Origin of the sequence: Streptomyces sp. NPDC127114 (genome assembly GCF_042677525.1) — a bacterium.
GTDB lineage: Bacteria > Actinomycetota > Actinomycetes > Streptomycetales > Streptomycetaceae > Streptomyces.
Map to the genome: position 1 here is coordinate 21,971 of NZ_JBHXTJ010000026.1, position 24,910 is coordinate 46,880.

A 24,910-nucleotide genomic window follows, 5' to 3' on the forward strand; every position below is an offset into this window, starting at 1 on the left:
GCTTTCGGGTGCGCGTTCGTCGGTGAGGACGAGCTGTGCGCCGTTGTGTCGCGCCTTGAGTGCTGCCGTGAGCCGCCGGTGCCGTCAACGACCGCGATCTGTTACACCTGGCCTCGCACCACGTCGTTCAAGAAGCTGCGCTTGGAGTAGAACGTCTGCTCGGTAGCCCAGCCTCGGGCGGACAGATAGTTGCGCAGCCAGTCGTTGATACGTTCCATCTCGCTCAGCACCTCGTCCCCAGTTCGGTCGAGAACGCTGCGAGAGCGCAGGTACTCCAGCTCACACTGTGAGAGAACAGTCTCTGGTGCAGTGAGCAGGGAGCAGCGGTCGAGGAAGATGCCGTAGACGTGCCCGGTGCGCATCGATTCGCACTGGATGTCGTAGCGGACGCGGGTGAAGGGTGGCATGGCCCTCACTTGAAGGCCCAGACGCTCACGCAGGTACGTCTCGAAGCTGTCAGGGGCGACATTGATGCCGGGTGTCAGCTCTTCGCGACGGGCAAAGGCGTCCTTGGCGAACCACTTGCGTTTGAGTACGTGGCCGGCGGTGACGGTGGGAATGAAGGAGGCATACCCGACCTCGTGCTCGGGGCCGATGACGTCGAAGAGGTGATTCTCGGTCTCGTGGATCTGGAACTCTTCCCGGTACTCCGGGCGGCATCCTTCCAGCTTGCCGTCGCGCAGCGCCTTGAGAAGTTCCATGGCCGCGGCCCAGATGCCGGGGGCCGGATCGAGGGTGTACTTGAACTCCAGCTCGGAGCCGGCGAAGTGCTTGCGGAAGTAGCGGAGGTGGTTGTTGAGCGCCCTGCTCGCGGCTCGGTGCGCGGCCAGGACGGCTTCGAGCCAGAGCAAGTCCTCGACCGGGCCGTGGCCGACCGGTTCGCGGGTGGTGCGAACGAAGCAGGCGTCCTCGGGATGGAAGCGGATCTGGGCGTACGCGTGGTACCCGCCGGCTTCGTGCTCCGCGAGATAGCACAGCGGTACTAGGCCGGGCGCCGCTTCGCTGCCGACGAGGTCGCGCAGCGCGGATCCGGCGATGGCGTCTGGGAAGAGGTCGGCGCCGTCGATTCGGATGGGTCCCTTCGTGGCGCCGCTGGCGCGGAACACCTGAGCTGGGCAGGGCCCGAGGGTGTTCCACTGGATGACCACGGTGGTGCTCGGTCGAGTGACTTCCTGCGGGGAGACCTGAATGAGCACAATGGGCTCGTCGTGCCGCCGCGGTGCGGTGTGGTTAAGCAGGTGGATGCCGCCGAGGACTACCCATGCAGCATGCGGTGCGGTTGGGGAGCTCATGGCCAAGTTCCTTGTCGTGAGGCAGGCACCACAACTCTCGTCCTTGGCGTCGGGGCGGCCAGCGTGGCGCGGGTTGGTCCGCCAGGGGACGCAAGGCCCGTCCGGCACCGTGTTGTCGCAACGGCGGCCTAGGGTGGGCCTCGTGAGTCATGGGGATGTTGTTGATCAGGTGATCGTGGAGCAGGCCGTCGTCGATGCCCGGCTTGCGGCGTTGGAGTTTGACGGGGCGCGTGCTTGGCTGGACGAGGCCCGTCGGCATCGGATGGAGCCACTCGCGGCCGAGGTCTGGGTCACCGATCCCACCTTCGAGCATGTGCTGCTGGTCGAGCACCGGGTGCGTGGATGGGTGCCGCCTGGCGGGAAGGTGGAGCTGGGGGAGACGCCGCGTGCGGCCGCTGAACGCGAGCTGTTGGAGGAGACCGGTCTGCGGGCCGAGCTGTTGGCTCAGCCGGCGGCCGTGGCCGTGCGGTCCTACCGTGCGGACTGGGCCCCGACGCTGGGGCTGTCGTATGCCGCGGTCGTCGGCCGTGAGGTACCGCTCGGCGGAGAGCAGGGGCAGCCGGCGGCGTGGTTCCGCCTGGACGGAACGTGGGAAAGCGTGTTCGCGGAAGATCGAGACCGCATCCGGGCTCATGCCCGTCGCCTGGCGGCTGAACGGGCTGTCGGCGCGCGCTGAGCGGTGCTCCTGTTGTGCCGTTCACAGCACGGCGTCGATCCGGTTGAGGGCGTTCAGGGGCAGTGTGATCAGCCCGAGGCCGTGGAGGAAGTGGCACCACACCGGTTCAAGGCCGGGTTCCCGCTCAAAGTCCTGCCTGGCCAGTCTTCCATCGGCGTACGCGGCAGTGCGCAGGGCGTGCTGCTGAAGCTGGTCGGGGTGAAGCCACCGCGGGCTGCGAACTTCTCTGGCCGAGGGACGCAGCGTGCCGGAGACCTGAGCCTCGAAGATCCACCAGTGGTGCCCGACCGGTCCCAGAGCGTCGCGGCGGCAGTGGTTGGGCCGCCACTGGGTCAGCAGGGGATGCAGGCGGGTGATGGTGAGGCCGGCTTCTTCGGCGACCTCGTTGCGAGCGGCCTGTTCGGGGCTGCCGTGCTGGTCGATGTGGCCTGCGACTGGGGCGAGACCGGCCGGCGGTGTCGCCCGCTCGAACACCAGGAGCCCTTCGAGGGGCGAGATCAGCGCCCCGACGCTGGTGTGGTCGCAATAGCTCACGTCCCCGCCGGGTGCGGAGGCGGCCGCGGTCATGGCTGGGCCTTGGGCCGCTGGGCGACGACGACGAGCCAGCTCGTCACCGTGGGGGTGTCGGGGGTGGTCAGGGCGTAGGCCGCGTGCAGGATCTGCATCCGCTGAGCGTGGGTGAAGTCGGCGTCCGCGGGCATGGCGAAGAGAGGGATGGACAGCCACGCCTTCTTCTCGGCCATGGTGCCGTGCTGGGCGGTGACCTCCGTATCGAGGACGGACAGCCCCGCAGCGAACAGCTGGGCGGTGACGGTCTCCAGGGGCAGCTTCGGCTCCGTCTCCTTGGAGGGCGGCGGGGTGTATCCGTGGTCCCGGGCGGCGATCTGGCGGATGAGGGCGTTCAGCGACGGCGTGGCACGGACTGCGTGTTCGTCGGGGTGCCGCACGCCGGCGAAGCCGCCGCCGATGTTGAAGACGAACCGGCCGCCGGGGCGTAGGACGCGAGCGACGGCGGCGAAGACGGTGGAGGTGTCGGTCTTCCAGATCGCCGAGTTGCACACGACGGCGTCCGCGCTGCCGGAGGCGACGTGGTGGGTGAGCTGCTCGGCCGGTGCGGTGATCCAGGAGACCCGGAGGTCGGGCACGGTGCGGCGGCCGACGCGCTGCATCGCGGCGGCGCTGTCTACGGAGAGGATCTGTGCGTGCGGAGCGAGGTCAAGGATGGCGCGGGCGGTCGCGCCGGCGCCGCCGCACAGGTCGACCACCAGGCGGGCATCGGCCAGACCGGCGCGGCGGGCGAGGTCGCGGCTGGTGGTGTCGTACATCGGGTGGGTGCGGGTGAAGGTGTCGTACGCCTCGGCGTTGGATTCTTCGTCCCAGCCGAGGACGGCGTCCTGGGGTGCCATGGTGCGTACCTCGCTTCGCGAATCGGGTCTGGGGCCGTCGGGGAGGGTCAGAAGAGTGCGGACTGCACGACGGCGGGCGGGGAGGTGAATTCCGGGCTGATGGTGATGCGGTGGCCTTTGAGATTGCCGAGGTCGAGCAGGTAGGTCAGGTCGTCGCCGTCGAGAGCGGCCAGAATCTGCGAGCCGAGGCAGGCGAGCACGGTCAGGCCGTGCTCGCCCTCGCGCACATCGTGCGGGTAGACGGCCCGCTCGGTGTCCGGGGCGCGGAGCAGGTCGCCTTCGCTGGGTGGAGTCCAGGGCTCCAGGGCGGTGGGTACGTTCATGCTCGCCAGGGTCTCGACGGCGCGGTCGAGGTGCTGCTGGTGGGCGGAGCGGGCTGGCGCGAGGTCGCGCAGGGCGGCCATCGCCTTCAGTTTGGCCGCGGCCCTCACCGTCTGCGTGAGGCCGAGACAGCGAGTGAGGGCGTCCTCGACGAACCGTACGGTGCGGCCGTCGGGACGCGTGGCGAGGTAGGTGGCCACCATGGCTCCCTGTTCGTCGAGGCGGGAGCGTTTGCGGGGTTCGGCCGCGGTGCCGACCTTGGTGGTTCCGTCGGCGAACGTTGCCAGGTACAGCCAGTGCGGCTGAGTCATGTACGCGGCCAGGGCGTCGGGGACGTGGCCGCCGGAGTGGAACTGGTGGGCGAAGCGGAACTCATCCCGGCCGGAGCATTCGCTGCACTGGCTTCCGGCCGTGGCGGAGGCACGGGTGGGGCAGGCAACGGCTTCGACACGGACGCGGTCGGCGAACTGGTATCGGCCGGTGCACCACCGGCCGATACCAGTCACCTGATATCCCAGGCGCCGGCCCATGATCCCCGCGTAGAGCAGGGGGCCGCCGGGCAGCGGGGCAAGCAGGAGACGGGGGTCTCCACTCGCCCAAGTGATGCCGTGGCATACGTACGTTCCGCTGGTGGGCAGGGCCTGGTCCATGGGGCGTCCTTGTCGATCGGGGTCGGTCAGACGGTCAGGCGCAGCCGGTCGGCCAGCTTGGCGGCTGCGGCCTTGAAGACCTGGTCGCGGTCCATGCCGGCGACCGCGAGCGAGTGCCAGCCGCCGTCGGCCGCCTGCTCGCGCATCTGGCTCAGGACGATGTCCTGGTAGCGGATGAAGTCCTCACTACCGCCGCCGGAGTGACCGCTCTCCAAGGAGGTGAACGAGCCCTTGCGGGCGAGGGCTTCACGGGCGGTGATGTCCAGGAAGAACACCAGGTCGGGTTCGGTCAGGTGCGCAAAGACCTGTTCGGTGAGCCGGGCGGGCACCTCGGGGTTAACCGCATAGCGGGCGAGGATCTTGTGGTGCGCGTTGTCGAGCACCACGTGGATACCGGCGGCGAGCGCGGGCCGGACCACGAGCCGGTCCTGCAGGGTGTACCAGGAGGCGAGCGCCAGGAGCCAGTAGTGGTCGCCGCAGGCCTTCGCGACGCTGGGATCGCGCCGGTAGACCAGCTCGTTGAGGCGGTTGAGGTAGGCGGACAGTTCGGGCTCCGCCGGGACGCTGGTGCTGTGCTTGCTGACGAGGATCGCGTCGTGGCCAGCATCGTTGAGGGCTTGGTGCAGGCGGGCGGCGAGGGTTGACTTACCCGCTCCGTCGCCGCCGATGAAGGTGATCAGCCGGCCGGTTACGGGAGCGGTCGGCGGGTTCATCGGGTTCCTCCCAGAGGGCGAGCCGGGTCGCCGTTCAGGCGCCCGGTGATGATGCTGCGGATCCTGTCGACGAGGACGGCACGCCGGCGCAGGACGTCGTTGTGACGCTCATTCGACAGGTCGGCGGGGTAGTGCGCTGCCAGGTTGTTGGAAATGACGTGGAGGTAGCCGAATCTGATCCCCGCCTGGCGGGCTGCCGCCCCCATGGGGCCGATCTCCGGATCGACGAAGGCGTACGACGGCGAGTGCTGGTTGAGCCAGTCACGGTTCTCCAGCAGGATCGACGGCGAGGAGGCGTGGAGGCCGGTCTGTACCCCGCCCTGGGCTGCGGCGAAGTCGCCGAAGAAGTCGTCCCAGCTCACCAGCTCGCCGCGGAGCAGGCTGGTGCTGCCCGTGGCCAGCCATGTGTTCGGCTCAATGCCGGGCGTGAGTGAGCCGACCTTGCCGACGTAGACGACGTCACCGGCGCCGAGCTTGGCCAGGCGCGCGACGACCCGTCCGGCGACGTCACCCCAGATGCTGTGGAGGAATCCGAGGTAGATCAGGCGTCGGCCGGCGACTTCGGCACGCTGCCAGGCGTAGCCGGGTCCACGGGTCCACACCCCGTTTGAGGGGGCGAGGTGCTGAAGCCCCCAGCCGACGATCACCAAGTCGCCGTCCAGGTCCAGGTCCAGTCTGTCGCACGCCGTCTTGCACAGTTCCTGGCCGGGCGGCTGGTAGGTGACGACGTCGGCCGGACGGCCGGTCATGGCCAGGTAGGTAGCGATGATGAGGGCGTAGTGCTGGACGTAGTCGGCGCCGGGGAACGCCTTGACGACCAGGTCCCTGCCGTGGACGGTCGCGGTGGGCCGCTCGATGTTGAACAGCTTCCCCTGCTTCTCGTGCCGGGAGACCACTGCCGCGCGGTCATAGCCGCCCACCACCCGGATGCTGTCCCAGTCCTGTTCCTGGATGAGGTGGTGGACCTTGATCTCCAGGTAGCGCAGGAGGCGGTCGTCGCTCATGGTGTGCCCGTGGACGTCGATCGGAGCGGCCCACAACAGTCCAGGGGCAGCGTCGGCAAGGAGGGAAGTCATCGGCCCTCCTCCGCGATCGTGACGGTGCTGCCGGCCGCGGCTCGGACGACGGCGATGTTCCGCCGGATCAGGTCGAAGCGGTCCTCGTCGATCGGCCCAAGGTTCTCGATCCTTGGCGTGGAGGGCTTCTCGTACGGTCCGTCGGGCAGCAGGGCGATGCCCATGGCGCCGAGAATGACCGGCGCGGCACCGTCCACGGAGGAGATCCACTCGTGCTCGCGCTGCTCGATCAGCTCCAGGTGCCCGGTCCGGCCCAGTCCCAGGAGCCGGTAGACGGCGCGGTTGTTGACCAGGCCGCGATCCTCCAGGTAGGCGGTCGCCAGCCAGCGGTTGCGGCACATCTGGCCCTCGGGGTCGGGGCGGCGGGAAGCTGGCAGGGCGATGGCCCCGACCCAGTCGCTGCTCGCCAGGGCGTCGTAGGTTCGCCGCCACTCCTCGTCATCCGCAGCATGCAGTACGGCGCACAGCCGGAATGCGATGCCGGCCAGGTCCTGGATCTCCCGCGCGGCCTCCTGGCTCGCCTTGAGGGTCGCCGCCCCGTCTCGCATCACGTCCGGCAGGATGATCTCGCGTGCGGACACGGCGCACGCAGCCTCCACGAGGCGGGCTGCGGGTAAGGCGTAGCCGAGGTCGAAGAGGCCGTTGTCGACGATGATCTCGGCGCCCCGGTCGGCTTCGCGGGCGAAGAAGGCGCGGTAGGACTCATCGGCCAGGACCCGTTGGGCGGCGACGTGGTGGACTCGGGCGGGGGCCTGGGCGACGAAGGCCTTCAGGTAGGCAGGCGGAGCGATCACGGAGAAGTCGATGCTCTTGGTCATCACACTGCTCCCCACTGTCCGGCGGCGATGGTCAGGAACTGCTGGGAGAGCACCGGGTCCGTGCCGAACCGGCCCCCGTTGTACACGGTGGTAGTGCGGGCCTCTTCCATCCGTACGCCGCGCATGCTCATGCACAGGTGGACGCCACGTACGGCGACGGCTACGTCCTTGCGTCCCATCACGTCGCCGAGGTGCTCGGCGACCTGGCGGGTGAAGCGTTCCTGGACCTGGAGGCGGCCGGCGAAATGCTGCGCGATCCGTCCGAACTTGGACAGGCCCACCACCTCGCCGTCGGGCACGTATCCGGCCGCGACGTGCAGGTTCATCGGGAGCATGTGGTGCTCACAGAGCGACCAGACGCTCATGCCGCCCACCACGACCAGTTGGTCGCTCAGGTGGGACTCGGCGAAGCACGTGGCCGCGGCTGCGCTGGGGGAGAGGAAGTCCTTCCACCAGGCCGCGACCCTGTTCGGGGTGTCGGCCAGTCCTTCGCGGGCCGGGTCCTCGCCCAGCTCGACCAGGAGCTGGCGGATCAGGTCGGCGACTCGGTTCGTGTGGACGTGAGGTGCGGCCCGGTCGGGTCTGGGCACGGCCGTACTCCGGGCCGCGGCAGTGGTGGTGCTGGTCATGGATCTCTCCTCGCTTCCGGGAACGGAGAAGGGAACGGGCGGAGCGGCGGGGTGTGTCATCGGCCTCTGGCGTTGGCGAAGGCCAGCACGTGCAGCCGGGTGCTGAAGTGCCAATGCCGGGCCGCGACCGCATCCGCGAGCAGCCGTGTCGCCGCGGCGATTCCCTCGGCGGTGGTGCCCTCCGGCATCACCCAGACCGGCGCCAGCTCGTGGAGATCGACCAGCTCGGCGATCCGGTCGAGGTCGGTGACCGAGGAGGCGACAAACTTGAATGCCGCCTGTCCGGAACTCGCGAAAGCCCTGAGTGCAGCAGGCTCGATGCTCTGGGACTCGTCCACCCCGAAGCTGCGGAGCTTGGGGGAGACGTTGAACCGGACGCCGTCGGTCAGCAGCTCCGGGTCGGGCACGATCGTGCCGTTCGTCTCGAACTCGATGCGCTTTCCGGCCGCTCGCAACCCCTGGACCAGGGAAACCAGCCTTCGCTGCTGGATCAGTGGCTCGCCGCCGGTAATGACGACCAACTCGACCGGCGAGGATGCGGCCCAGGCCACCAGGTCCGCCACGGACTGCTTCGTCGACTCCTTGCGTGGGTCGAACTGCGACCAGTCCCACGTGTACTTGGTGTCACAGCGCGCGCAGGTCAGGTTGCACCGGGACAGGCGGATGAACAGAGCTGGGTGCCCGCAGCTTGGGCCCTCACCCTGGAACGTGGGCGTCTCGGCACCGAAGCGCTCCGCGATGATCAGCCGCGCGCCGCTGGTCGCCAGCTCCCCGGGGACGGGACCTGGCGTGGTCATGCGGCCTCCACGTCGAACCGGGCCCAGCTCCGCTTGGTCTCGCGGACGCAGATGGCAACCAGGCGGCCAGGGATATGCGGCTCCACGTTCTGGATGAACCAGCCGGCCAGGAACTGAGCCAGCCGCTCGGACGTCGGCTCAATGGCAAGAATCTCGTGCAGGTTGTGGTGGTCGAGCTCGGTGTCGAGGAAGCGCTTGAACGGGCCGAGCGCGCCGAAGTCCGTGACGAAGCCAGGGTCCTCCAGCGCGGGCGCGGTGAGAATGACCTCGACCTCATAGCTGTGGCCGTGCTGCCGCGAGCATTTGTGCTCGGGCGGGAGGCCAGGCAGCCGGTGCCCAGCCTCGAACTCGAAGGACTTGCTGATCGTGAACGTGCCGTTGGGCAATGGCACCGAGTTGAGGTCCATGCGTGTAGCCCTTCACTTTCCGACGTCAGGGAAGCCCCTGGTCGTGGGTCAGCAGGAACGGGTGACGGACTCGGCCGGCCAGTACGTGTGGGCGGCGCAGCAGAGTCGGAAACTGTGCAGGTCCAGAGGTCTTTCTGCACGGTGGTGTCGCGGTCGGCCGGAAGCCGGCCGGGCAACTCGCACTCTTCAGGGGAGGCCGGCAAGAACCTGGTGGCCGAGGAAGCCGACAAGTTGGTGCATCGCGCGCTCGACGGCGTGCGGATACTCCCCGCGGGTCCAGCCGCCGCGGTACATGGCCGCTTGCAGGTCGGCGAGGAGTCTGGCTTCGCGCGCTTCCTGCTCATGGTCGACGGCGTACGTCCCAGGCGATTCGTGCGGCCGGTGAGGCCGGAGGTAGCCCTCCAGGATCAACTGGGTGAGTGGCAGGCGGACCGTCTGCAACGACGTGCCGAATTCGGCCGCGATCTGGCGCTGCGTCGGCAGCAGCTGGCCGGGCGGGTACGTGCGGTTGGCGAGCCGCTGCCTGACCGTCTGTGTGATCAGGTCGGTGAGCGTCACGGCTCCAGTGGTGACACAGGATCCAGGCGGAACAGCCCGTACGCCGAAGGGGCCGTCGACCTTGACCAGCCCCTCGTCGCGAAGGACGCGGACCGCCGCCCGTGTGACGAGCTGGGTGGCGCCGAACCGGCTCTGCAAGCTGGCCTGCGTGCAGAGTCGGCCAGCCGGCCAGGCGCCCGATCGCAGTTCCTCACGGAGGATGACCAGCACCGGCTCGTCCGGCCCGGTGACGGGCCGTCGGGAGTCAAGACTGGGCACGACGGACCTCCTCGTCGAGGTCGACGGTGCGGCAGCCGTGCAGCTCGATCAGGATCCTGTCGGCCAGCACGAAGCGCCGCGCATCGCTGCCGTAGCCGACGTTCTCTTGTTCACGACGAGGCTGCGGCCAGAGCTCGGTGAGGTCGTAAACGGTCCCACGCACCCCCCAGGGCACCGGCCATTCGACGCGGGCGGCTACGTAACCCTTGCGCAGGTGCGGACACCGGGTGACGGCCTCGACTGCGCACTCAGGGTGGAGTGGCGGCTCGCTCGTGATCTCCCCCTGCCTGATTGCTCCGAGACCGGAATCAGCGTCCGAGCCCAGCACGAACAGAGTGCCTCGCTTCTCGTCCTGCGCGGGGCCGCCGCACATCTGGCACAGCATGTCCCGTGCGGCGCGGCGCTGCCGCAGGGGATGCACCGCCTTGAAGTCAGGCTCGCCCTTGCTGCGTCCCAGGGTCCACAGTCTCCAGAGCACCTGCCATGAATCCCTGGCCTGGGCGTCCAGCACGGCGTCTGCGAAGCCGATCCCGAAGCCGCGCTGAATCAGGGGCGGCGTCGTCTCCTGCTCGACTGACCAGCCGGTGATGGCAGGGACAGGCACCCCCTTGTGTGTCAGCAGGGTCTCGGTGCGGGACATCGGTAGCTCCTAGATGTTGAGAGCCCTCCGCCGGGTGGTTCGGGATCCACGCGGGGGACTGTGTCTCCGGGTCTCCCCGGCGGAGGGCGGTTCGGTGGGGAGGTGGGCCGGCCGCCGACGATGGGGGAATCGGCGGCCGGGGCACACTGCGCAGTCGTCTCGGCACGCGCGCGATGCGCCGCCCTTCGCTTGCCTTGCGACAACCCGGGCCAGGCAAGCGAAGGGCTCTGCTGGTGTGGTCTCCCCGCCACGCTTACGTGACGAGCAGCGGCGGGGAAACCGGTCTAGGTGCCGAGCAGTTCCAGGAGTGCCTCGGCTGCGACGGCGTAGCGCCGCAGGGCGGCGTAGGGGTCCGCGAACGTGGCCTTTGCGACCGCTTCGGCTCGCTGTATGACGGTGACTGCAGCGTTGTCGAGGAGCAGGCCACGGTGGCGGGCCTCGCGGATGCGGCGTTCCAGGACACCGTGGAGGGCCCGGGCTCGCTTGCGGGCTTCCCGCTCAGGTGCGGCAGGTGGCGGAGGGGTTTCAAACGCCTCCTGGACGAGGATCAGGTCTGCATCCACGGTTTTGTCGGCGTCGATGTCCTTGAGCCCCGCGAGCACCCGGCGCATCAGATGCTCGTCGGCCACATGCGCCAGCGCGTCGAGGCCGTGGGACCACCGGTCCAGGGGCGGCGCCTCACGGAGCTCGGGTAAGGCGAGGCTCATGCGGCGCCCCCGAGGCGCGCGACGTGCAGAACCGGGAGCGCGGCCCGCCCGACGCGGCCAGTGGAGGTCGGAGTCCAGTGGATCTCGGCACCCATCATGGCCTTGAAGACCGCCACGATGGTCGGGTCGGCGAGGGAGCGTTCGTGCTGCTCGTCCTCGATTTCCACGAGCAGAGCCCCATCCCGACCAATGGTCAAGCCGAGCTGTGTCGCCCAGTTCATGGCGGCTGCCACGCCGATGGCGTGAGCCGCCTCTTCCATGTCGCCCTTCCAGCCGCGGGATGTCGCAACGCGGCGAACGAACGCGCGGGCCATGGCCGGCCCGGCAGGACCGTCTTTCGGAAGGCTCTGGCGCTCGAAAGACAGAGTCTGCTGCGCCGGAGGCGCCGGCGCGGTCACCGCAAAGTCGATCTCACACCAGACGATGCTCGTGTCTTCGGTGTGGCCCCACCGGCTCGCCAGCTCGTTCACGATGACCAGTCCGCGGCCGTGCTCCTGCTCAGGCGCGGGCGCTCGGCGTGCGGGCAAGCGGGTCGCCGTGGCAGCCTCGACCTCGATACGGACAGTTCTCACGTAGAGGCTCAAGCGAACTTCAACCCTGCTGGCAGTGGTGTGCAGCACCGCGTTCGTCACGAATTCCGAGACCACGGTCTGTACATCGTCGCGCAGGTCGTGGAGGCCCCACTCGCGAAGCACTTCCGCCGCAGCTGTACGCATTCGGCGGGGCCAGGCCCGCTCGGCGTCCGTCAGTTCCCCGCCCCGGTTCGGACGCGTGAGGACGGGAAGCGCAATGGTGCCCAGCGGCTGCCTATTCTGGACGCGGGCCGAAGGGGTCACGACGTCCTCGCCTCCTCCTTCAGCGCGGGCGACAGCGTCGGCGGGTAGGCCGGCGGTGGCGTCGGGAGGCCCTGGGCGGCGTCAGCAATCGCGCTTCGACGGGCGCGCTGCTGCTCGGTGAATCGGTGCTTCGTCGTCATGGTCGGCTCCATGTCGAATGGGCAGGTGACGACATGTTGGCCCCACAACAAGGCCCCAACTAGCCTGAGTTCAGGCTAGTTGGGGCCAAAGGTTGACGGTCGGTCACGCTTGCGAGGTCAGCCAGCTGCCGTAGGAGAGGAAGCTATCCGGGAGCCGCCGGTGGGCCGCCTCCAAGCTGGCGTAAGTGTCCCGTACCAACGGGTGGTACTTCGCCTGCTGCGGGGCGGTCTTGCGCGCCTTGAGCAAGCTGGCGAATGAGGCTTCCAGTTTGCCCGTCCACATCTGGGCCCGAGCCAGCTCAGCCCAATGGTGGCTCGTTCGGGACTTCGGCCAGTCAGCCGGGATGGTGAGTTCGGCAGCTGCGTCGACCGCCTTGTCGTACTTATCGAGCTCGGCAAGTACAGACACACGGTGAACGCTGACGTTGGTCGCCCCGAAGGCCATCCACAAGACCTGCGGTGACTCGCCGGTGCTGGAGGCGATCCTTTCTGCCTCGGACAGGTGGCCTATGGCCTGCTCTTCGTTGTGGGCTCGGCCGGCCATGACAGAGCCACCGAGGTGCAACTGACCGATGACGACGTCCCGCTCGCGCGAGGGCTCGGCCTGCTCGATCGTCCGCAGTCCCATGTCGATCAGTCTCTGCCCGGTCCGGAACTTGCCGTCACGGAGGTAGGTGAGCGCGCGGAAGTAGTGGTAGGCCCCTCCGAATACCGCGCTGCTCGCGCGCTGCGCAGCCCACTCCAGGCGAGCCAGCGAGAGCTGGGCCAGGTCGGTATAGCCGAGCTTTGACGAGACGTCGTACGACGTGCGATAGAGCGCGGAGAGGATCAGCCACCCTTCGCTGCCGCCCGCGCTGTGTGCGGCCGTTGTGGCTTCCTCGATCAGGCCCGCGACTTCGCTGGCGACCCGCTTGATCTCGCCAGCCCGGACGGCCGCGCACAGAGCCTCGGAGGCCTCGTGCAACTCTGTGAGCGGACGGGGTGAGATGTCGGGGTCAGCGCCCAGGTCGTAGACGTCCAGCGCCTCCCGCATGGGGGCGATCAGGACGTCCAGCGCATCGGCGCGGAGGTCGGAGGTGTAGGGCTGCCCGTTGATGGTGGAGACCTCAACACGCATGGCTCGGGCGAGGCAGGCCACCGCGTGCGGGGTGGCCGCCAGCCTGTTCTGTTCGATCTTGGTCAGCGTGTTGTACGGGACGCCGGAGAGTTCGGCCAGAGCCTTCTGAGTGAGGTGGCGTTCCCGTCGCAGACGCGCGATCCGCACACCGGTGTGGTCTTGAGGCAGAGCGTGCATACTGGACTCCTGTTCTGACTCGACACCAGAACAGTACCCCTGCGGTCGGCTCCGCAGGGCGTCGAACGAGCCCCCCCTCCTTGAGAGGTGGGGCTTCGTCGTTCTCTGCAAGAGTCAACGGTTGTACCGAAGTGCTCCAAGGCCGGAGTCGGTGAGGCCAGAGTCCGTCAAGCCCTTACGCCGACTTTCGACGCCGGGGTGTTGCGGCGGTCTTCTTCGTCGCCGTCTTCTTGGCGGGCGTCTTCGATCCGCGTCTTAACCGCCGCACGATGCGCCCCGGCCAGGGCGTACTCGTCGCCGGCGTCCGCGCCTCCACCCAGACACCGCCCGTCGCCTCGGGCAAGAGGATCATCTTCGTCACCCTCGAAGACGGCACAAAGGACTCCTGCTCGTGCGCGGCAACGTCGAAGCCCGCGGCCCGCGCCCTCCGTGGTCGGAGAGTTGGTGTGGGACCTCGACGAACTCGCCGCAGCGCAGGCAACGCACGGCCCACAGGCCGTTCTCGACATCCTTGGCCAGGCCACCCCGGCGCACCGACGCCTGCCCAGGCGTCGCGGACGATCCGGACGGCGCCGCCGGCGCCCGCCTCCACCCCTACGCCGACCTCCAGCCCGCCGGCACCCGATCCGCCGAACTCACCCACCTCGGACACCGCTCGCAAGGGAGCTCCGGATGACGCAGCGTTCGCGGGCGATCGTCCGTATCCACTTCCACCCTGCCGAACGGCGCGAGGAGCTGTTCGAGCAGCGTCGACCTCACCGGAGCCATCTGATTCTGGGACTGCGACGTCGAAGGCACAGCCGATGTGGTGGCGCATGGCGGTGAGGGAAGGCTGGTTGTGCCCACGTAACGAGGGAGCGAGGTGAAGTGCCGTAGCTTACTGAATCAGTTCGATGTGCGGATGGCCTGGGTACGTTGGGCAGGCGTGGAGTTGCAGGTCGTAGCCGCCGGCGATGTCGATGAGGGTGAAGTTCGCGGGTGGGGTGCCGAGGAGAAGGGGAGTGGGGTTGGTTCGTTCCTCGTCTGGAATCCAGCTCTCAGTGCTGGAGTCCCATTCTGCGCACGCGATGGTGACGAGGGGGATTGCCTCGGTTCCGCATTCGGGGCAGCGGCGGGGTATGGGGTCGGTGAGACCCCAGCGGGTCCAGCCGCCGGTCTTCCATCCAGGGGCGTGGCACAGATTGTTGAAGTAGAACTCCTGGGGGGCGCCCGTGTAGGTGCTGCCGTCACCCAGAGATACGGCCCTCTCCCACCGGCTCACGTCGCCCAACTGGTCCTGCAGTTCCTTGCTCAGCTCCATGGGGTTGGGGTACTCGGTGATTTTCTCCGGTGCGAGCAGGCACGGTTCCGGGAGGTACCAGCGCTCCTGGATCACGGGCGGTTCGGGCGGGGTATCGAGGATGTCGGTGACGGTGGCGGAGGAACGCCACAAGAGGGTGGTTCGGGGGTGTGCCATCGTGTGATCGAAGGGGCACCACAGGACTTGCAGAAGGTCGGCTTGGGGAGGGCAGGTCGGGAGAGGGACGTCGCGGGTGTAGAACTGGGCCACGGACAGCATGGGGATCGGGCCGTCGAACCACGGGCGGCCCGCGCTGAGCTGCTGCTCCGTCTCCAGTTCTTCGGGCGTGATCGTGGGTTCGTTGGGGTTGCGGAGCCGCCGCTCGGCTGCTGCTGCACGGTGGCGACGCAGCAGCCGGATGTCGTCCGGAGAGTGCGTCACGCCGCTTGCCACGCGACGGTCGTGCGGTCCTGCGCAGTGTGGCCACGGCTCGTCGGCGGGCCACAGGAGCGGTCCGCCGACGGAGCTGTCGTGCACGGTCGGAGACCCAGGCCGGGGATGAAGCCGGGTCGCCGTGCGCGCCAGCGGGGCCAGTTCAGGAATGAGCGCAGCCACGTTGAGTGGCCGCGGCGGGGTAGTGAAGTTCATGCTGGCTCCCGATGGCGCGATCTGGCTGTGATCAGTTACCGAGGTTGAGCAACCCGGTGTCCCCCTTGGTGTTGGGGACGTAGACGTTGGGGAACAGTTCCTCAGTTGTCCCATTCGCACGTTCGATATTGGCGTTCATGGTGACTCCCACCGGGATTGTGCTGGTGGCGTCCTTATAGACGGGCGTCACCTGGTAGAAGATCGCGTCGTCCATTCCGAAGGTGGAGACGCCTCCTTGAATCAGGTTCTGTGCCATGGTCTCGTAGGTGCGCATGCTGGGCGTGCCGGTGTTCATCCCTTGCTGCCAGCACGGGACGAGATTAGTCTGGATGCCCCTTCCGCCGATGATGTTCGCGATCAGGTGGCACCGGGCCTGCGAGGAAGTGGGAGGGTTCGCCTGGTTGAACAGCAGCGCGTCCTGCCACCCTGTGATGTCTCCTTGTGCAGCGGTGCCCTTGGTAGTCGTCCTCCCGATGCATGCCTGTGCCCGGGTCGGCCGCTGACCGGGCAGACCGAGTGGGTCGGTCGTCTTATTGACGTGGGGGACAGCTTCAGTGGTGTTCAAGATCCAGCCGTCGCCGTTGGGAAGAGCACCGGCCGGCGTAGTGTCCAGGCAGCGGCCGTGCGGGCCGGTGTCCGGCGTCGTAAACGCGACCTCGAACTGGTCTGCGTCGATCACCCGCTGGTTCGCGAAGCCGTTGGCGAGTTGCGCGTCCGCGAACTGCTTCGCGGCGGCGGGGACGTGGGCGCGCACGCAGGGACTGGATTTGTCCAATTCCTTGCTGTTTCCCAGCACGTAGGTGTCCCATTCGCCATTGCCAAGGTTGGGGATCACCTCAACGCATTGGGCGCCGGCGGTTCCGCCCTCCTTCGCCTCGGCGAAGGGGAACTCACCACAGGTATCGGTGTCGACGAGGTCCGTCAGCGCCGTGAATCCTCCGCAGGTACTGGCTGTGCGGCCAGCCACGCCGCTCGTCGACCGGGTCAGCGGCTTGCCCTTGCCCCAGGCGTCATTGAGGTTCTTCTGCGCCCACTCATAGGCAGCCACGGCGCCGCCGGGGTCGGAGCTCTGCGCGCTCATCGGTACGACGGGCATGACCGAGGGGACGACACAGCCCGCCGACGAGGAGCCCCCGACCGCATGGTCACAGCGGATCTTGCGCGGGTTCGTCCAGGACGCGTTCGGGTCCGTGGCCTGGGCGCCGGCCGAGGTCACATAGAGCTTGTAAGACGTCTCGAACTCGAGCTGCACACCGGGAGCTGGGCTCGAGGAGTAGGAGACGGTCCCGCTGACGGACTGTCCCACGACCAGGCTGGCGCTGTACCACGGTGCCGTCTTCGTTGCCGTACATCCCGCGGTACAGGCTGACCTGAACTTGGCGCCGAGACTGGTGACGCTTCCGGTGGACTTCGTCATGGTCACTGACACGTTTTCATTCCATGTCGTGCCATTCGCGGGAAGGGCTGCGCTGCTGGAGACTTCTAGCGTTCCTGTCCCGATCGTCGTTCCTTGTTCATTTCTCAGCGTGTAGAGGACCTCTATCCCTGTCACGCAGTACTGGAAACGCTCGTACGTCCAGGATCCGGGGTTCGCCACCCCGCAGCTGCCCATGCTGTCGGCAGTGAGAAGGCTTGCGCGGCTTGTCGAACCGGACGTGGAGGTCGCCGAGCGCTTCTTCGGCCTGGACGCGGGACGTGTAATGACGCACTTTTCTGTGGCACCTACCGCCCGTTCCTGCGGGCTGGCAGGTTCGCAGTGCTGCCCAGGTGCCGTTGTCAGAGGGCTGGTCTTCATGAGTGTTGGAGCGGCAGGAGGACGGGACGGATCGAGTCCTGCAACTCGACGGGGAACGTCCGGGGCCGGTTCTGCGGGGCTCATCGCAGTGGTGGAGAGACCTATCGCTGCAACGAGCAGAAGCGACGAAGCGGTCTGCCGAGTACGTCTGAGACGCACGAGTGATCTCATTACCGTCCTTTCGTGAACGGTTCTTCGGTGACGGTGGTCGCACCGGTGTGTCTGGTTGCTGGGGCAGAGAACGTCGTCTGCAACCGGCCTGACCGAAGCCGGGACGAGCGCGACGCAGCGCAGCGACCATGACGACAGCAGGCCATCGTTCGGGTGGGCAGTGACCTGGTGCGACGTGAGCCAGTGGTGATGCGTCCTGCCCGTGGGGATGGGCAGCGTCGGGGCCCTGTCGGCGGCATGGGGTAAGGCGAAAGGTGTCGGGAGCCTTGCTCGCCCGTGCCCCCTCGCTGGCGCTGCGTCGCACCGTTGCCCGAGTCTGTGAGGCTGGGCTGGGTTTGTGGGGACGTGTACCGGCGGGTTGGGGCGCTAGGGGGGGGGCGAGCGTGGGGACCGCGATCCGTGCCTGGGAACGCCTCCGTTTCCGGTCGAGAGGGGAAACGGAGGCGTTCGACGCGAAGGCTGTGGTAGTGCGGTCTTTTTGCAGCGTGGCTAGCTGATGGACTTGATGGCGCCCCAGCCGCCGGTGCCGACCTCGATGCTCGGGCCGTCGATCGGGCCGTGGATGTCGGATCCGCCCTTGTAGAACTTCAGGGTGCCGTCGCCGGCGGTGGCCCACATGTCGGCGACTCCGTTTCGGTCGGCGTCGGCGGCGCCGGCGATGAGGGGCCGGTTGGTGACGGTGTAGCCGCGGCCGAACTCGGTGCGGTCGCTGAAGGTGCCGTTGGGCTGGCCGAGGTAGCTGTAGAGGATGCCGTCGCGGGTGTCGCGGGCGAGGAGGTCGACGCGACCGTCCTTGTTGGCGTCACCGGGGGCGGTCAGCGTCATGACGTTCCAGCCGCCGGTGCCGATGAGCAGGGGTGCGCCCACGGACGGGGTCGGGGCGGAGGTGCCAGCGTAGCGGTACAGCTTGTCGTCGTAGGTGGCGAGGAGGTCGGGCTGTCCGTCGAGGGTGGTGTCGCCGATGCCGACGATGCGGGCGGTAGTGGGCAGCGTGCCGATCTTGATCGGCGCTGCCAGGGTGCCGTCGCCGCGGTTGGGGTAGACGCGCAGCTCGCCGGCGACGACGGCGACGATGTCCTCCATGCCGTCACCGGTCCAGTCGCCGCGGTGAGTCACCGAGGCGCCGCTCCATCCTCCGGAGCCTATCTGGATCCTTGTCCCCAGCGCGCCGGTGCCGGTGCCGGGGTAGAGGAAGAGCTTCCCGGTGTCGTCGACCGCGACGAGGTCGGGCTTGTTGTCGCCGCTCATGTCACCCGGGACGGGGGTGACGTTGCTGGTGATCCAGGCGCGGACGTCGTCGATTCGGGTGGCGACGGCGCCGGTGCGGGTCTCGGTGGCGGGGGTGCCGAGGCAGCCGCCCTGCCAGGACCTGCTGGCCACGCCGACCAGTTCCTGGGTCTGGCCGTTAGCACGCAGGATCGGACCGCCGGCGTCTCCCTGGCAGATCACGGCGTCGCCGGCGGGGGTCAGAACGATGTTCGCGGAGCTGTCACCGGTGGCGGTGAACGCGCCCGTGTGCAGCTTGTCGGGGACCCAGGTGGTCTTCGTGCGGCCGAAGCCGGCGGCGGTGACGGCCTGGCCGGCCGTGACGGGCGTGGTGGCCAGGGCGACCGGCTTTACGCCGGCGACGCCGGTGCTCAGCTTCACCAGCACCAGATCGCGATCGGCGTGGGGGACGAGCTCGACCGCCGTGCGCACGGCGCCGGTCGTGGTCTGCGTCAGGTCGGTACGCCCAACGGTGACGGTGGTGGCGATGGCGGGCTTACCGGCCGCGGGCTTGCCGTCGGCGGCGAAGCAGGTCGCGGCGGTCAGGACCCATCGCTGGGAGACAAGCGTCCCGGTGCAGGCGCGCTCGGAGTCGCCGACGAGGATGCGGGCGGTGAAGTTGTGGGCTGCCGTCGCGTCGGGGCCCGGCAGGGCCTGGGACGGGGAGGCGAGCAGGCTCAGGCCCACCGCGCCGAAGGCGATGGCGGCGGACGCCTGGAGGCGTCTTTTGAACTGCGACATGTGTTTCTCCGAAGGATGCTGAAGGTGTGCCGGCCGGTCGCCGGTTCCCGCGGCGGCGCGATGGAGTCGCCGCGGTGCCCTGGCGGTGCCGGACCGTGTAGCTGACGTGCGGGTTTATCGGCAGACGAACTGGCGGACTGGTTCGGACAGGACGTCGTCGACGACCTCTCCGACCTTCTTGGCGACGGATTTCACCGCCGGGACGACGACTCCGCCGCCTCCGCGCGTGATGAGGTTTAGCGCGAAGTCCCCGGCAGAGTTGAGGAACGCGCCGCTGGTGAAGCCGTACTCGATACCGGTGGCGACGACGCTGATGCCGCCCGCCAGGAGAGAGACGCCGCCGAGGACAGCGCCGATGGTGAGAGTGACAGGTGCCGCCGGCAGGAAGAGGGAAGCGACTCCGAAGCCGGCCGCGAGCAGGCCGGTGGCCGTGGCGACCTTCCCTGAGGCGTTAGCCCACCATTTCGCGTCCTCCCACCACTGCTCCTGCTCGGTCTGGGATCCGTTGGGGTTGACCTGGTCGTTCTCGGGCGTGTCCGAGGGATTGGTCTTGGTGTCGCGGTCCTTCTTCGCCTGCTCGGCGGCCCGGGCAGCCTGCTCGGCTATTTCCTGGGCGCGCATGTTCAGCGCGGTCTGGCGGGCCTGGCTGGCGGCGGTGGCGGCGGCATTCGCGTTCTGACCTGCTGTCACGGCTGCGTTGTGTGCGCTGGCTGCCGAACCACGGGCCTGCGCGGAGGACGCCACCGCATTGCGCGCGGCATCGATGGCACGGTTGGCGGAGTAGTTCGCGGCTCTGGAGGCTCCCTGCGCGGTGGTAGACGCGGTCTTGGCCTTCGCGGCGGATGCCTGTGCGTCGGCGGCGGACTTGTCCGCGGCGTCGGCGTTGGCCTGTGCCTGGGCGGCGTAGGTGGAGGCCTCATTGGCTGCGGCCACGGCTTTGTCAGCCCATTCCTGCGCCTCCTGTCCGGCCTTGCGCGCGTCCGCCGCCACCTTGGAGGCGAGGGCTGCGTCCTTCTGTGCCTCCAACGCGAGCTTATGGGCGGCGGCGAGGACGCCCTTGATGGCCGACTGGTGGCTGAGGGAGTCGTGGTCGAGCTGGGCAGTCCTGTACTGGAGACGCCCGACCAAGTCGCGCCTCATCCAGCCGGGCCCTACAAGCGCCACCTCGGAGTACGACCGCGTGTAGGGGCCTGCAGCAGTGAGGAGAGAGGTGACGGTGACGGCGTCATCTTCCCTCACCGCTGTCTCGAGCTCCGTGTCGAAGAACGTCTGGAGCGACTGGGGCGTGTTGGAGTTGAGGGCGTCGTTGCCTGCGCGGATGACAGCCGTGCCCGGATTGGCGTTCAGAATTCGAAAGATGTTGATCCGGTTCTCGGTGGCCCGGGCCCGGAGAACGCCGGAGGTGTTGAAGTCCCCTACGGCCTGAGCGCTGCCGTTGGCCAGAGCCGCGGCGGCGGCCGCGGCGACCGTGGGATCGGAGACCTGGGCGATGTACAGGGCCGTCTCACGGTTGTCCTGTGCTTCGGCGAGGGAGCGGTCGAGGTCGATCCAGGAGTACACGTCCCAGTCGCTGCCCGCGAGTGCGAAGCCGGCGGCCTCGCGAGTCCAGGTGCCCTTGGAGTCGAGCAGGGCAATAGCGGCCCTGCGCCCGAGGGTGGCGGCGAGGTTCATGTCGCCATCGCCAAGGGCCTGTTCCGCGCGGCTGATCAGGTCCCTGGTGGCGGCTTCAGTCTGTTGCTGCTGGGTGCGCTTGCTGGCAGCGGCCGCCCGGTCCGCGGCATCGGCCCTGGCCAGCGCGCGTGCTTCCTCGATGGCCTGCTTTTTGTCGGCTTCCAGGCTTGCCAGCTCGGCCTCGCGGGCCTTGAGTGCCACCTCTTCGGCGTCCATGACTGCCTTGGTGGCCGCGTCGGCGGCCTTCACCGCCTCGGCGGCGAAGGCCGTGGACTTGTTGGCGAAGTCGATGGCCTGGCCGGCGTACTCGACCGCATGCTCGGCGGCAGCCGCTGCCTTCTCCGCGTGATCGGCGGCCGAGTTCGCGGCGTCCCGCGACGCGCGCGCGGAGGTGGCGGCGGTGGTGGCGAGGTTTTGGGCCGTGACGGCTGCGGCGGTTGCCTGCTGAGCGGCAGTGTCGGCGATCTGCGCCTGCTGCTTCGCTTCCGCCGCCTGGCCCTGAGCCGCGCCGGCGGCTGCGGCGGCCTGCGCAGAGGCGTTCGCCGCCGCGGCCGCGTTGCGTGCGGCGGAAGCGGCCGAGGCACCCGCGCTGGCTGCCTGCTGAGAGGCGATGGCCGCCTGGTCGGCGGCTGCGGCGGAGTGACGGGCCTGGGTGGCCGCGTTGCGAGCGGCCACGGCGGCGTTTTTGGCCTCGCCGCTCTTGGCAGCGTCCTGGGAGGCGGCGATGGCCGCTTTGTAGGCACGGGAGGCGGCCGCTCCGGCGGTGGCCGCGGCTTGGGAGGCGGCCGTGGCCGCCGATGAGGCACGGCGGGAGGCATCGACGGCCGCGTTGGAGGAGCGGATTGCGGTACGGGAGGCCGAGGCCGCTGCCTGAGCGGCCTTTGCTGCCTTCGTTGCCGCGGTGGCGGACTTGTTCACGTCCCCCTGGGCAAGCGCGGCCTCGGCCGCTGCTGTCTCCGCTGCGGCCTTCGCCTCGTCAGCAGCCGTGAGAGCCCGTTCCGACGCCTCGATCGCGAGATCGGTCTTGGCCTGGGCACGCTGGGTCTCACGGATCACGACGGCGACGAGCTGCTCGATGGAAGCGGCCTCCTGGTCCCGGGCACGGGCGATGTGCTGCCCGGTGTCGAGGTACCACTGGATGTCGTCCGCGGTCCCGCTGAGGGCGCGGTTCGCATACTTGGTGACCTCAGGCCCGGCGTTGATGAGGCTCGCTGTGGCCTCGATGCGCAGGTCTTCGAGGCGGGCGGTGTATTGCCCGGTCGTCAGGAATGCCTCGAGCGCGGCCTGTGTGCCGGCGTCGATGGCGGCCGAGCCGTCACGCTTGACGGCCTTTCCACCGGTGTTCACCAGCGCGAGAGTCGCGACACGGAGGTCTTCGGTGATGGCGGGGCGGTAGCCGTCCCGCACGAAGGCGGCGACTGCACCGTCGCCTCCGTCCAGCGCGGAAGAGGCATCCCTGCGGATCGCCTTTCCGCCCCGGGCGAGGTAGGAGAACACGGCGACGCGGTTGTCCTCCGCCGTGGTCCTTGGCAGTTGCTCGGCGAGGAAGGCGGTGATGTCGTTGTCGGTGCCGCTCAGAGCAAGTGCGGCGGCTGCCCTGGTGGCCTTGCCGCCGAGCATGTAGGCACGTACGGCCCTCGCCCGCGGCGTATCCGGGAGGTTGAGCAGGCCTCCGGTGTCGTCGGAGGCGGTGTCCGCACGAACCGGTGAACCGAGAAAGGCTGGAGTGGACGCGGCGGCCGCAGTGGCTGTCACGACTGTGACGAAGCGCCGACGACTCCAGAAGGTTGTCTCCACGCAAGAACCTTCGTTCGTTCGAATGGTCGGATGTCGCGTCCGGGCACGCGGGGGCGACGACGGCACGGATCGTGTGCGGTCAGCGACCTGTCGCGGGTCCTCGGGCGGGCCGTCGGCCCCGGGTGCTTAGCGGACGGCGAGCTCTACTTCTGCGTCCGGATCTCGACGAGCATGTATTCGCGCCCCTCCGGGTCGGTCGTCTCCCCCACGGCCGTCCACTGGTTCGGGTTGACGGCGAACGACTTCTCCTCCGTGCCCACGGTCATGTCGACCGTGGTGTCGTAGTCGTTGCCCTTGACTCCGTAGACGGAGGGGATCTCCATCGTCAGGAAGCCCGAGTCGCCGGTCACCTTGAAGCAGACCGGATACGCGTCCTCGGGGCGCCGCATGATCTGCAGCAGGCCCGTCTCGCTTCCGCAATCGGCGAGGGTGATGTGGCCGTCGCCTCGCTTCAGCACAATCCCCTTCTCCCGCAGGATGACGTCCGCGTTCGGGTAGCCGAAGTCCTCGACGGCGAACCCCGGGACGTCCTCCGAAACGAGCGCGCCCGGCGCTCCCGAGGCGGGGTTGGACAGGGTCAGGGCAGTCATCGCCGCCAGCGCAGCGACCCCGCTCAACGTGGCAATTCTTCTCATGTAGCTCAAATCGGGTCCTTTGAATAGTTCGGACATCTCGCCGACAGAGGGCAGCCCTCTCGTCGGATGCTGTGAACTCGGTTAACATCAAGTCTAGACATGGACGCGATCAACAGGCGAGAGGTCGTTTGCTGCCGCTTAGGTGCCGCCCCCGGCGCGGGCACCAAGGACCGGCAACGCACCAAGCCTCAGCACCGCAGCACCTACAGCGAGTTACGGCCGCAGGGCCCGCGATCAATCCCCCATGGACGAAACATGACGCTAGACCGAATTCCGCAGCCAGCTAAGGGCCCGGCGCGCCACGAGGAGAGCCTCACGCGCCACGGCCAACCAACTCACACATGCGAGCCGGCGCCCCCTGCTACCACGGCCTTGCCGGGGCACCCTGGAACGACCCCCGCGGCCTTTACCCGTGTCAACGCCACCGCTGCCAGGCAGCTCGGAGTCAGTCAGGCCAAGTACGCAGACCTGCTCGGCATGGCGCCCGAGTATTTGACGGATGACCGGTACCGCATTCCGTCGTCTACCAATGTCCGCCTCTGGGAGCTCATGACCCTGCAAGCTCCGTGGCGCGAGGTCTCACTCCACATGGCCCGCCAGAGCACCTTGGGTTCCCTCGGTCTCTGGGACTACCTCGTCACCCAGGCGCCAACGCCACTCGAAGGACTCCGGGATGCCAGCCGCTTCCTCGCCACAGTGGCGGACATCGGCACGGAGGCCTTCCATATCGAGGAGAGCGATCAGCAAATCACCCTCAGCCACGTCAATGCAGCCGACCTCACCGACGATGTTGCATCCGCCATACGCGCCTACGCCTTGGGCCTGCTTCGGCAGCGGATCAGCGAAGCTACTCGCCGTTCTATAACACCCACCAAGGTTGCCCTCGCGGCCCGAGCCCCGCAGTCCCACCACACCCTCGTAGAGCTGTATGGCACCCGCGTCATCGATTTCGCCAGCCCGGTCAACTCCATCACCTTCAGAACCGCCGACCTCACCACTCCCCAACCACATGTCCCTGGCCTGTCCGCCCTACTCCGAAGACACGCCGAGCAGTCCCTTATCGACGCCATTCCCCTGCGCGACTGGCTCGACGTCTTCCGCGCCACCCTCCGAGCTACACCGGACACAGAGATCCCCACCCTGCGCGCCCTAGCTCAGCGACTGTCCCTCAGCACCCGCACACTCCAGCGCCGCCTCGAGGAACACCAGACCACCTGGTCGCAAGAACTCCAGGCCGTACGGCGCGAGTACACCCTGCGCCTGCTCACCTCCACCGACATGACCCTCGAAACCGTCGCCAGGCGTGCCGGCTACGCCGACCCCGGCGGCCTACGCCGCGCTGTCCAACGCTGGACGGGACAACCTGTCGCCGTGCTCCGTGCGAAGCGGGACTGCGAATCGTTCGGCTGATGGACGTTGTGTGTCGTGCGTTGGGTGTGCCTCGCCCCTACCGATCTCGGTGCGCCGGATACGGTTCGGAGCCCGGACCGGATGGCGGGGGAGTGGGAGATACGCCGTCTCACGCTGAGCTGCGACCGGGCTGTCCTCGCCGTTGTGGTGGTGCGGCCGAAGCTGCGCACCACCACAACAGTGCGGGCCCTTCCTGTGCAGCGTTTTCCGGCCGACTCTCGCCGACCAAGTGCCGGGAGGCTTCCGGACGGGCGGCATCGCGTCGGATAAGCTTTCTTT

At 68.4% G+C, this 24,910-nt stretch carries 23 protein-coding genes and 1 pseudogene; 3 read left to right on the forward strand and 21 right to left on the reverse strand.

What is annotated here, in order from left to right; genetic code table 11:
- Positions 1 to 101: 101 nt before the first annotated feature.
- Positions 102 to 1,292, reverse strand: a complete 1,191-nt coding sequence (locus ACFVGS_RS24455; RefSeq protein ID WP_385693650.1) for a hypothetical protein — start codon at positions 1,290 to 1,292, stop codon at positions 102 to 104.
- A gap of 142 nt (positions 1,293 to 1,434) precedes the next feature.
- Here ACFVGS_RS24455 and ACFVGS_RS24460 point away from each other — a divergent pair, with 142 nt between their 5' ends.
- The gene (locus ACFVGS_RS24460) at positions 1,435 to 1,968 is read left to right on the forward strand and encodes an NUDIX hydrolase (RefSeq protein ID WP_385693651.1); all 534 of its coding nucleotides are present in this window, start codon (positions 1,435 to 1,437) and stop codon (positions 1,966 to 1,968) included.
- A 21-nt stretch (positions 1,969 to 1,989) separates the two neighbouring features.
- On the opposite strand, the gene ACFVGS_RS24465 is transcribed toward ACFVGS_RS24460, so the two are convergent.
- The 15 genes from ACFVGS_RS24465 to ACFVGS_RS24535 form a co-directional block, all read right to left on the reverse strand.
- Complete coding sequence (locus ACFVGS_RS24465) at positions 1,990 to 2,535, reverse strand: NUDIX domain-containing protein (RefSeq protein ID WP_385693652.1); 546 nt, start codon at positions 2,533 to 2,535, stop codon at positions 1,990 to 1,992.
- Complete coding sequence (locus ACFVGS_RS24470; protein WP_385693653.1) at positions 2,532 to 3,374, reverse strand: class I SAM-dependent methyltransferase; 843 nt, start codon at positions 3,372 to 3,374, stop codon at positions 2,532 to 2,534. The genes ACFVGS_RS24465 and ACFVGS_RS24470 overlap by 4 nt, the downstream gene beginning before the upstream one ends.
- 47 nt (positions 3,375 to 3,421) lie before the next feature.
- The gene (locus tag ACFVGS_RS24475; protein WP_385693654.1) at positions 3,422 to 4,345 is read right to left on the reverse strand and encodes a DUF2797 domain-containing protein; all 924 of its coding nucleotides are present in this window, start codon (positions 4,343 to 4,345) and stop codon (positions 3,422 to 3,424) included.
- A 26-nt stretch (positions 4,346 to 4,371) separates the two neighbouring features.
- Complete coding sequence (locus ACFVGS_RS24480; protein WP_385693655.1) at positions 4,372 to 5,058, reverse strand: dTMP kinase; 687 nt, start codon at positions 5,056 to 5,058, stop codon at positions 4,372 to 4,374.
- Positions 5,055 to 6,134 carry a hypothetical protein gene (locus ACFVGS_RS24485; RefSeq protein ID WP_385693656.1) on the reverse strand — a complete coding sequence of 360 codons (1,080 nt, stop codon included), beginning with the start codon at positions 6,132 to 6,134 and terminating at the stop codon, positions 5,055 to 5,057. Before ACFVGS_RS24485 ends, ACFVGS_RS24480 begins: the two co-directional genes overlap by 4 nt.
- Positions 6,131 to 6,952 (reverse strand): hypothetical protein, encoded by an 822-nt coding sequence (locus tag ACFVGS_RS24490; protein ID WP_385693657.1) that lies wholly within the window; start codon positions 6,950 to 6,952, stop codon positions 6,131 to 6,133. The genes ACFVGS_RS24485 and ACFVGS_RS24490 overlap by 4 nt, the downstream gene beginning before the upstream one ends.
- Complete coding sequence (folE, locus tag ACFVGS_RS24495; protein ID WP_385693658.1) at positions 6,952 to 7,581, reverse strand: GTP cyclohydrolase I; 630 nt, start codon at positions 7,579 to 7,581, stop codon at positions 6,952 to 6,954. The genes ACFVGS_RS24490 and folE overlap by 1 nt, the downstream gene beginning before the upstream one ends.
- 56 nt (positions 7,582 to 7,637) lie before the next feature.
- Entirely contained in the window at positions 7,638 to 8,378 is a 741-nt protein-coding gene (locus ACFVGS_RS24500; protein WP_385693659.1) for a 7-carboxy-7-deazaguanine synthase QueE, read from the reverse strand.
- Positions 8,375 to 8,785: a 6-pyruvoyl tetrahydropterin synthase family protein gene (locus ACFVGS_RS24505; protein WP_385693660.1), complete on the reverse strand. Its 411-nt coding sequence runs from the start codon at positions 8,783 to 8,785 to the stop codon at positions 8,375 to 8,377. The genes ACFVGS_RS24500 and ACFVGS_RS24505 overlap by 4 nt, the downstream gene beginning before the upstream one ends.
- Before the next feature lie 186 nt (positions 8,786 to 8,971).
- Entirely contained in the window at positions 8,972 to 9,601 is a 630-nt protein-coding gene (locus ACFVGS_RS24510; protein ID WP_385693661.1) for a GntR family transcriptional regulator, read from the reverse strand.
- Positions 9,588 to 10,241 (reverse strand): hypothetical protein, encoded by a 654-nt coding sequence (locus ACFVGS_RS24515; RefSeq protein ID WP_385693662.1) that lies wholly within the window; start codon positions 10,239 to 10,241, stop codon positions 9,588 to 9,590. The genes ACFVGS_RS24510 and ACFVGS_RS24515 overlap by 14 nt, the downstream gene beginning before the upstream one ends.
- A 284-nt stretch (positions 10,242 to 10,525) precedes the next feature.
- Positions 10,526 to 10,948 carry a hypothetical protein gene (locus ACFVGS_RS24520; RefSeq protein ID WP_385693663.1) on the reverse strand — a complete coding sequence of 141 codons (423 nt, stop codon included), beginning with the start codon at positions 10,946 to 10,948 and terminating at the stop codon, positions 10,526 to 10,528.
- Complete coding sequence (locus ACFVGS_RS24525) at positions 10,945 to 11,784, reverse strand: ATP-binding protein (protein WP_385693664.1); 840 nt, start codon at positions 11,782 to 11,784, stop codon at positions 10,945 to 10,947. Before ACFVGS_RS24525 ends, ACFVGS_RS24520 begins: the two co-directional genes overlap by 4 nt.
- Positions 11,781 to 11,924, reverse strand: a complete 144-nt coding sequence (locus ACFVGS_RS24530; RefSeq protein WP_385693665.1) for a hypothetical protein — start codon at positions 11,922 to 11,924, stop codon at positions 11,781 to 11,783. The genes ACFVGS_RS24525 and ACFVGS_RS24530 overlap by 4 nt, the downstream gene beginning before the upstream one ends.
- Positions 11,925 to 12,027: 103 nt before the next feature.
- Positions 12,028 to 13,218 carry a helix-turn-helix domain-containing protein gene (locus tag ACFVGS_RS24535; RefSeq protein WP_385693666.1) on the reverse strand — a complete coding sequence of 397 codons (1,191 nt, stop codon included), beginning with the start codon at positions 13,216 to 13,218 and terminating at the stop codon, positions 12,028 to 12,030.
- 269 nt (positions 13,219 to 13,487) lie between these two features.
- On the opposite strand from ACFVGS_RS24535, the pseudogene ACFVGS_RS24540 reads away from it, so the two are divergent.
- Positions 13,488 to 13,894, forward strand: a pseudogene (locus tag ACFVGS_RS24540) (DNA polymerase III subunit alpha); the annotation flags it as partial.
- 201 nt (positions 13,895 to 14,095) lie between these two features.
- Here the strand turns inward: ACFVGS_RS24540 and ACFVGS_RS24545 are convergent.
- The 5 genes from ACFVGS_RS24545 to ACFVGS_RS24565 form a co-directional block, all read right to left on the reverse strand.
- On the reverse strand, positions 14,096 to 15,145 hold the full coding sequence (locus ACFVGS_RS24545; protein WP_384407999.1) for a hypothetical protein: 1,050 nt from the start codon (positions 15,143 to 15,145) through the stop codon (positions 14,096 to 14,098).
- Between the two features lie 31 nt (positions 15,146 to 15,176).
- Complete coding sequence (locus ACFVGS_RS24550; RefSeq protein ID WP_385693667.1) at positions 15,177 to 16,397, reverse strand: DNA/RNA non-specific endonuclease; 1,221 nt, start codon at positions 16,395 to 16,397, stop codon at positions 15,177 to 15,179.
- Positions 16,398 to 17,600: 1,203 nt separating this feature from the next.
- On the reverse strand, positions 17,601 to 19,118 hold the full coding sequence (locus ACFVGS_RS24555) for a trypsin-like serine protease (RefSeq protein WP_385693668.1): 1,518 nt from the start codon (positions 19,116 to 19,118) through the stop codon (positions 17,601 to 17,603).
- 114 nt (positions 19,119 to 19,232) lie between these two features.
- Positions 19,233 to 22,586: a hypothetical protein gene (locus tag ACFVGS_RS24560; RefSeq protein ID WP_385693669.1), complete on the reverse strand. Its 3,354-nt coding sequence runs from the start codon at positions 22,584 to 22,586 to the stop codon at positions 19,233 to 19,235.
- 143 nt (positions 22,587 to 22,729) lie between these two features.
- Positions 22,730 to 23,176, reverse strand: coding sequence for a hypothetical protein (locus ACFVGS_RS24565; protein WP_384407991.1), 447 nt, complete (start codon positions 23,174 to 23,176; stop codon positions 22,730 to 22,732).
- Positions 23,177 to 23,476: 300 nt separating this feature from the next.
- Between ACFVGS_RS24565 and ACFVGS_RS24570 the strand changes: the two genes are divergently transcribed.
- The gene (locus tag ACFVGS_RS24570) at positions 23,477 to 24,631 is read left to right on the forward strand and encodes an AraC family transcriptional regulator ligand-binding domain-containing protein (protein ID WP_385693711.1); all 1,155 of its coding nucleotides are present in this window, start codon (positions 23,477 to 23,479) and stop codon (positions 24,629 to 24,631) included.
- Positions 24,632 to 24,910: the final 279 nt, after the last annotated feature.

Excerpts from the sequence above, each read along its gene's own strand:
- ACFVGS_RS24455 (WP_385693650.1), bottom strand. The coding sequence starts at position 1,292 with ATGAGCTCCCCAACCGCACCGCATGCTGCATGGGTAGTCCTCGGCGGC.
- ACFVGS_RS24465 (WP_385693652.1), bottom strand. The coding sequence starts at position 2,535 with ATGACCGCGGCCGCCTCCGCACCCGGCGGGGACGTGAGCTATTGCGAC.
- ACFVGS_RS24470 (WP_385693653.1), bottom strand. The coding sequence starts at position 3,374 with ATGGCACCCCAGGACGCCGTCCTCGGCTGGGACGAAGAATCCAACGCC.
- ACFVGS_RS24475 (WP_385693654.1), bottom strand. The coding sequence starts at position 4,345 with ATGGACCAGGCCCTGCCCACCAGCGGAACGTACGTATGCCACGGCATC.
- ACFVGS_RS24480 (WP_385693655.1), bottom strand. The coding sequence starts at position 5,058 with ATGAACCCGCCGACCGCTCCCGTAACCGGCCGGCTGATCACCTTCATC.
- ACFVGS_RS24485 (WP_385693656.1), bottom strand. The coding sequence starts at position 6,134 with ATGACTTCCCTCCTTGCCGACGCTGCCCCTGGACTGTTGTGGGCCGCT.
- ACFVGS_RS24490 (WP_385693657.1), bottom strand. The coding sequence starts at position 6,952 with ATGACCAAGAGCATCGACTTCTCCGTGATCGCTCCGCCTGCCTACCTG.
- folE (WP_385693658.1), bottom strand. The coding sequence starts at position 7,581 with ATGACCAGCACCACCACTGCCGCGGCCCGGAGTACGGCCGTGCCCAGA.
- ACFVGS_RS24500 (WP_385693659.1), bottom strand. The coding sequence starts at position 8,378 with ATGACCACGCCAGGTCCCGTCCCCGGGGAGCTGGCGACCAGCGGCGCG.
- ACFVGS_RS24505 (WP_385693660.1), bottom strand. The coding sequence starts at position 8,785 with ATGGACCTCAACTCGGTGCCATTGCCCAACGGCACGTTCACGATCAGC.
- ACFVGS_RS24515 (WP_385693662.1), bottom strand. The coding sequence starts at position 10,241 with ATGTCCCGCACCGAGACCCTGCTGACACACAAGGGGGTGCCTGTCCCT.
- ACFVGS_RS24520 (WP_385693663.1), bottom strand. The coding sequence starts at position 10,948 with ATGAGCCTCGCCTTACCCGAGCTCCGTGAGGCGCCGCCCCTGGACCGG.
- ACFVGS_RS24530 (WP_385693665.1), bottom strand. The coding sequence starts at position 11,924 with ATGACGACGAAGCACCGATTCACCGAGCAGCAGCGCGCCCGTCGAAGC.
- ACFVGS_RS24535 (WP_385693666.1), bottom strand. The coding sequence starts at position 13,218 with ATGCACGCTCTGCCTCAAGACCACACCGGTGTGCGGATCGCGCGTCTG.
- ACFVGS_RS24545 (WP_384407999.1), bottom strand. The coding sequence starts at position 15,145 with ATGAACTTCACTACCCCGCCGCGGCCACTCAACGTGGCTGCGCTCATT.
- ACFVGS_RS24555 (WP_385693668.1), bottom strand. The coding sequence starts at position 19,118 with ATGTCGCAGTTCAAAAGACGCCTCCAGGCGTCCGCCGCCATCGCCTTC.
- ACFVGS_RS24565 (WP_384407991.1), bottom strand. The coding sequence starts at position 23,176 with ATGACTGCCCTGACCCTGTCCAACCCCGCCTCGGGAGCGCCGGGCGCG.
- ACFVGS_RS24570 (WP_385693711.1), top strand. The coding sequence starts at position 23,477 with ATGACGCTAGACCGAATTCCGCAGCCAGCTAAGGGCCCGGCGCGCCAC.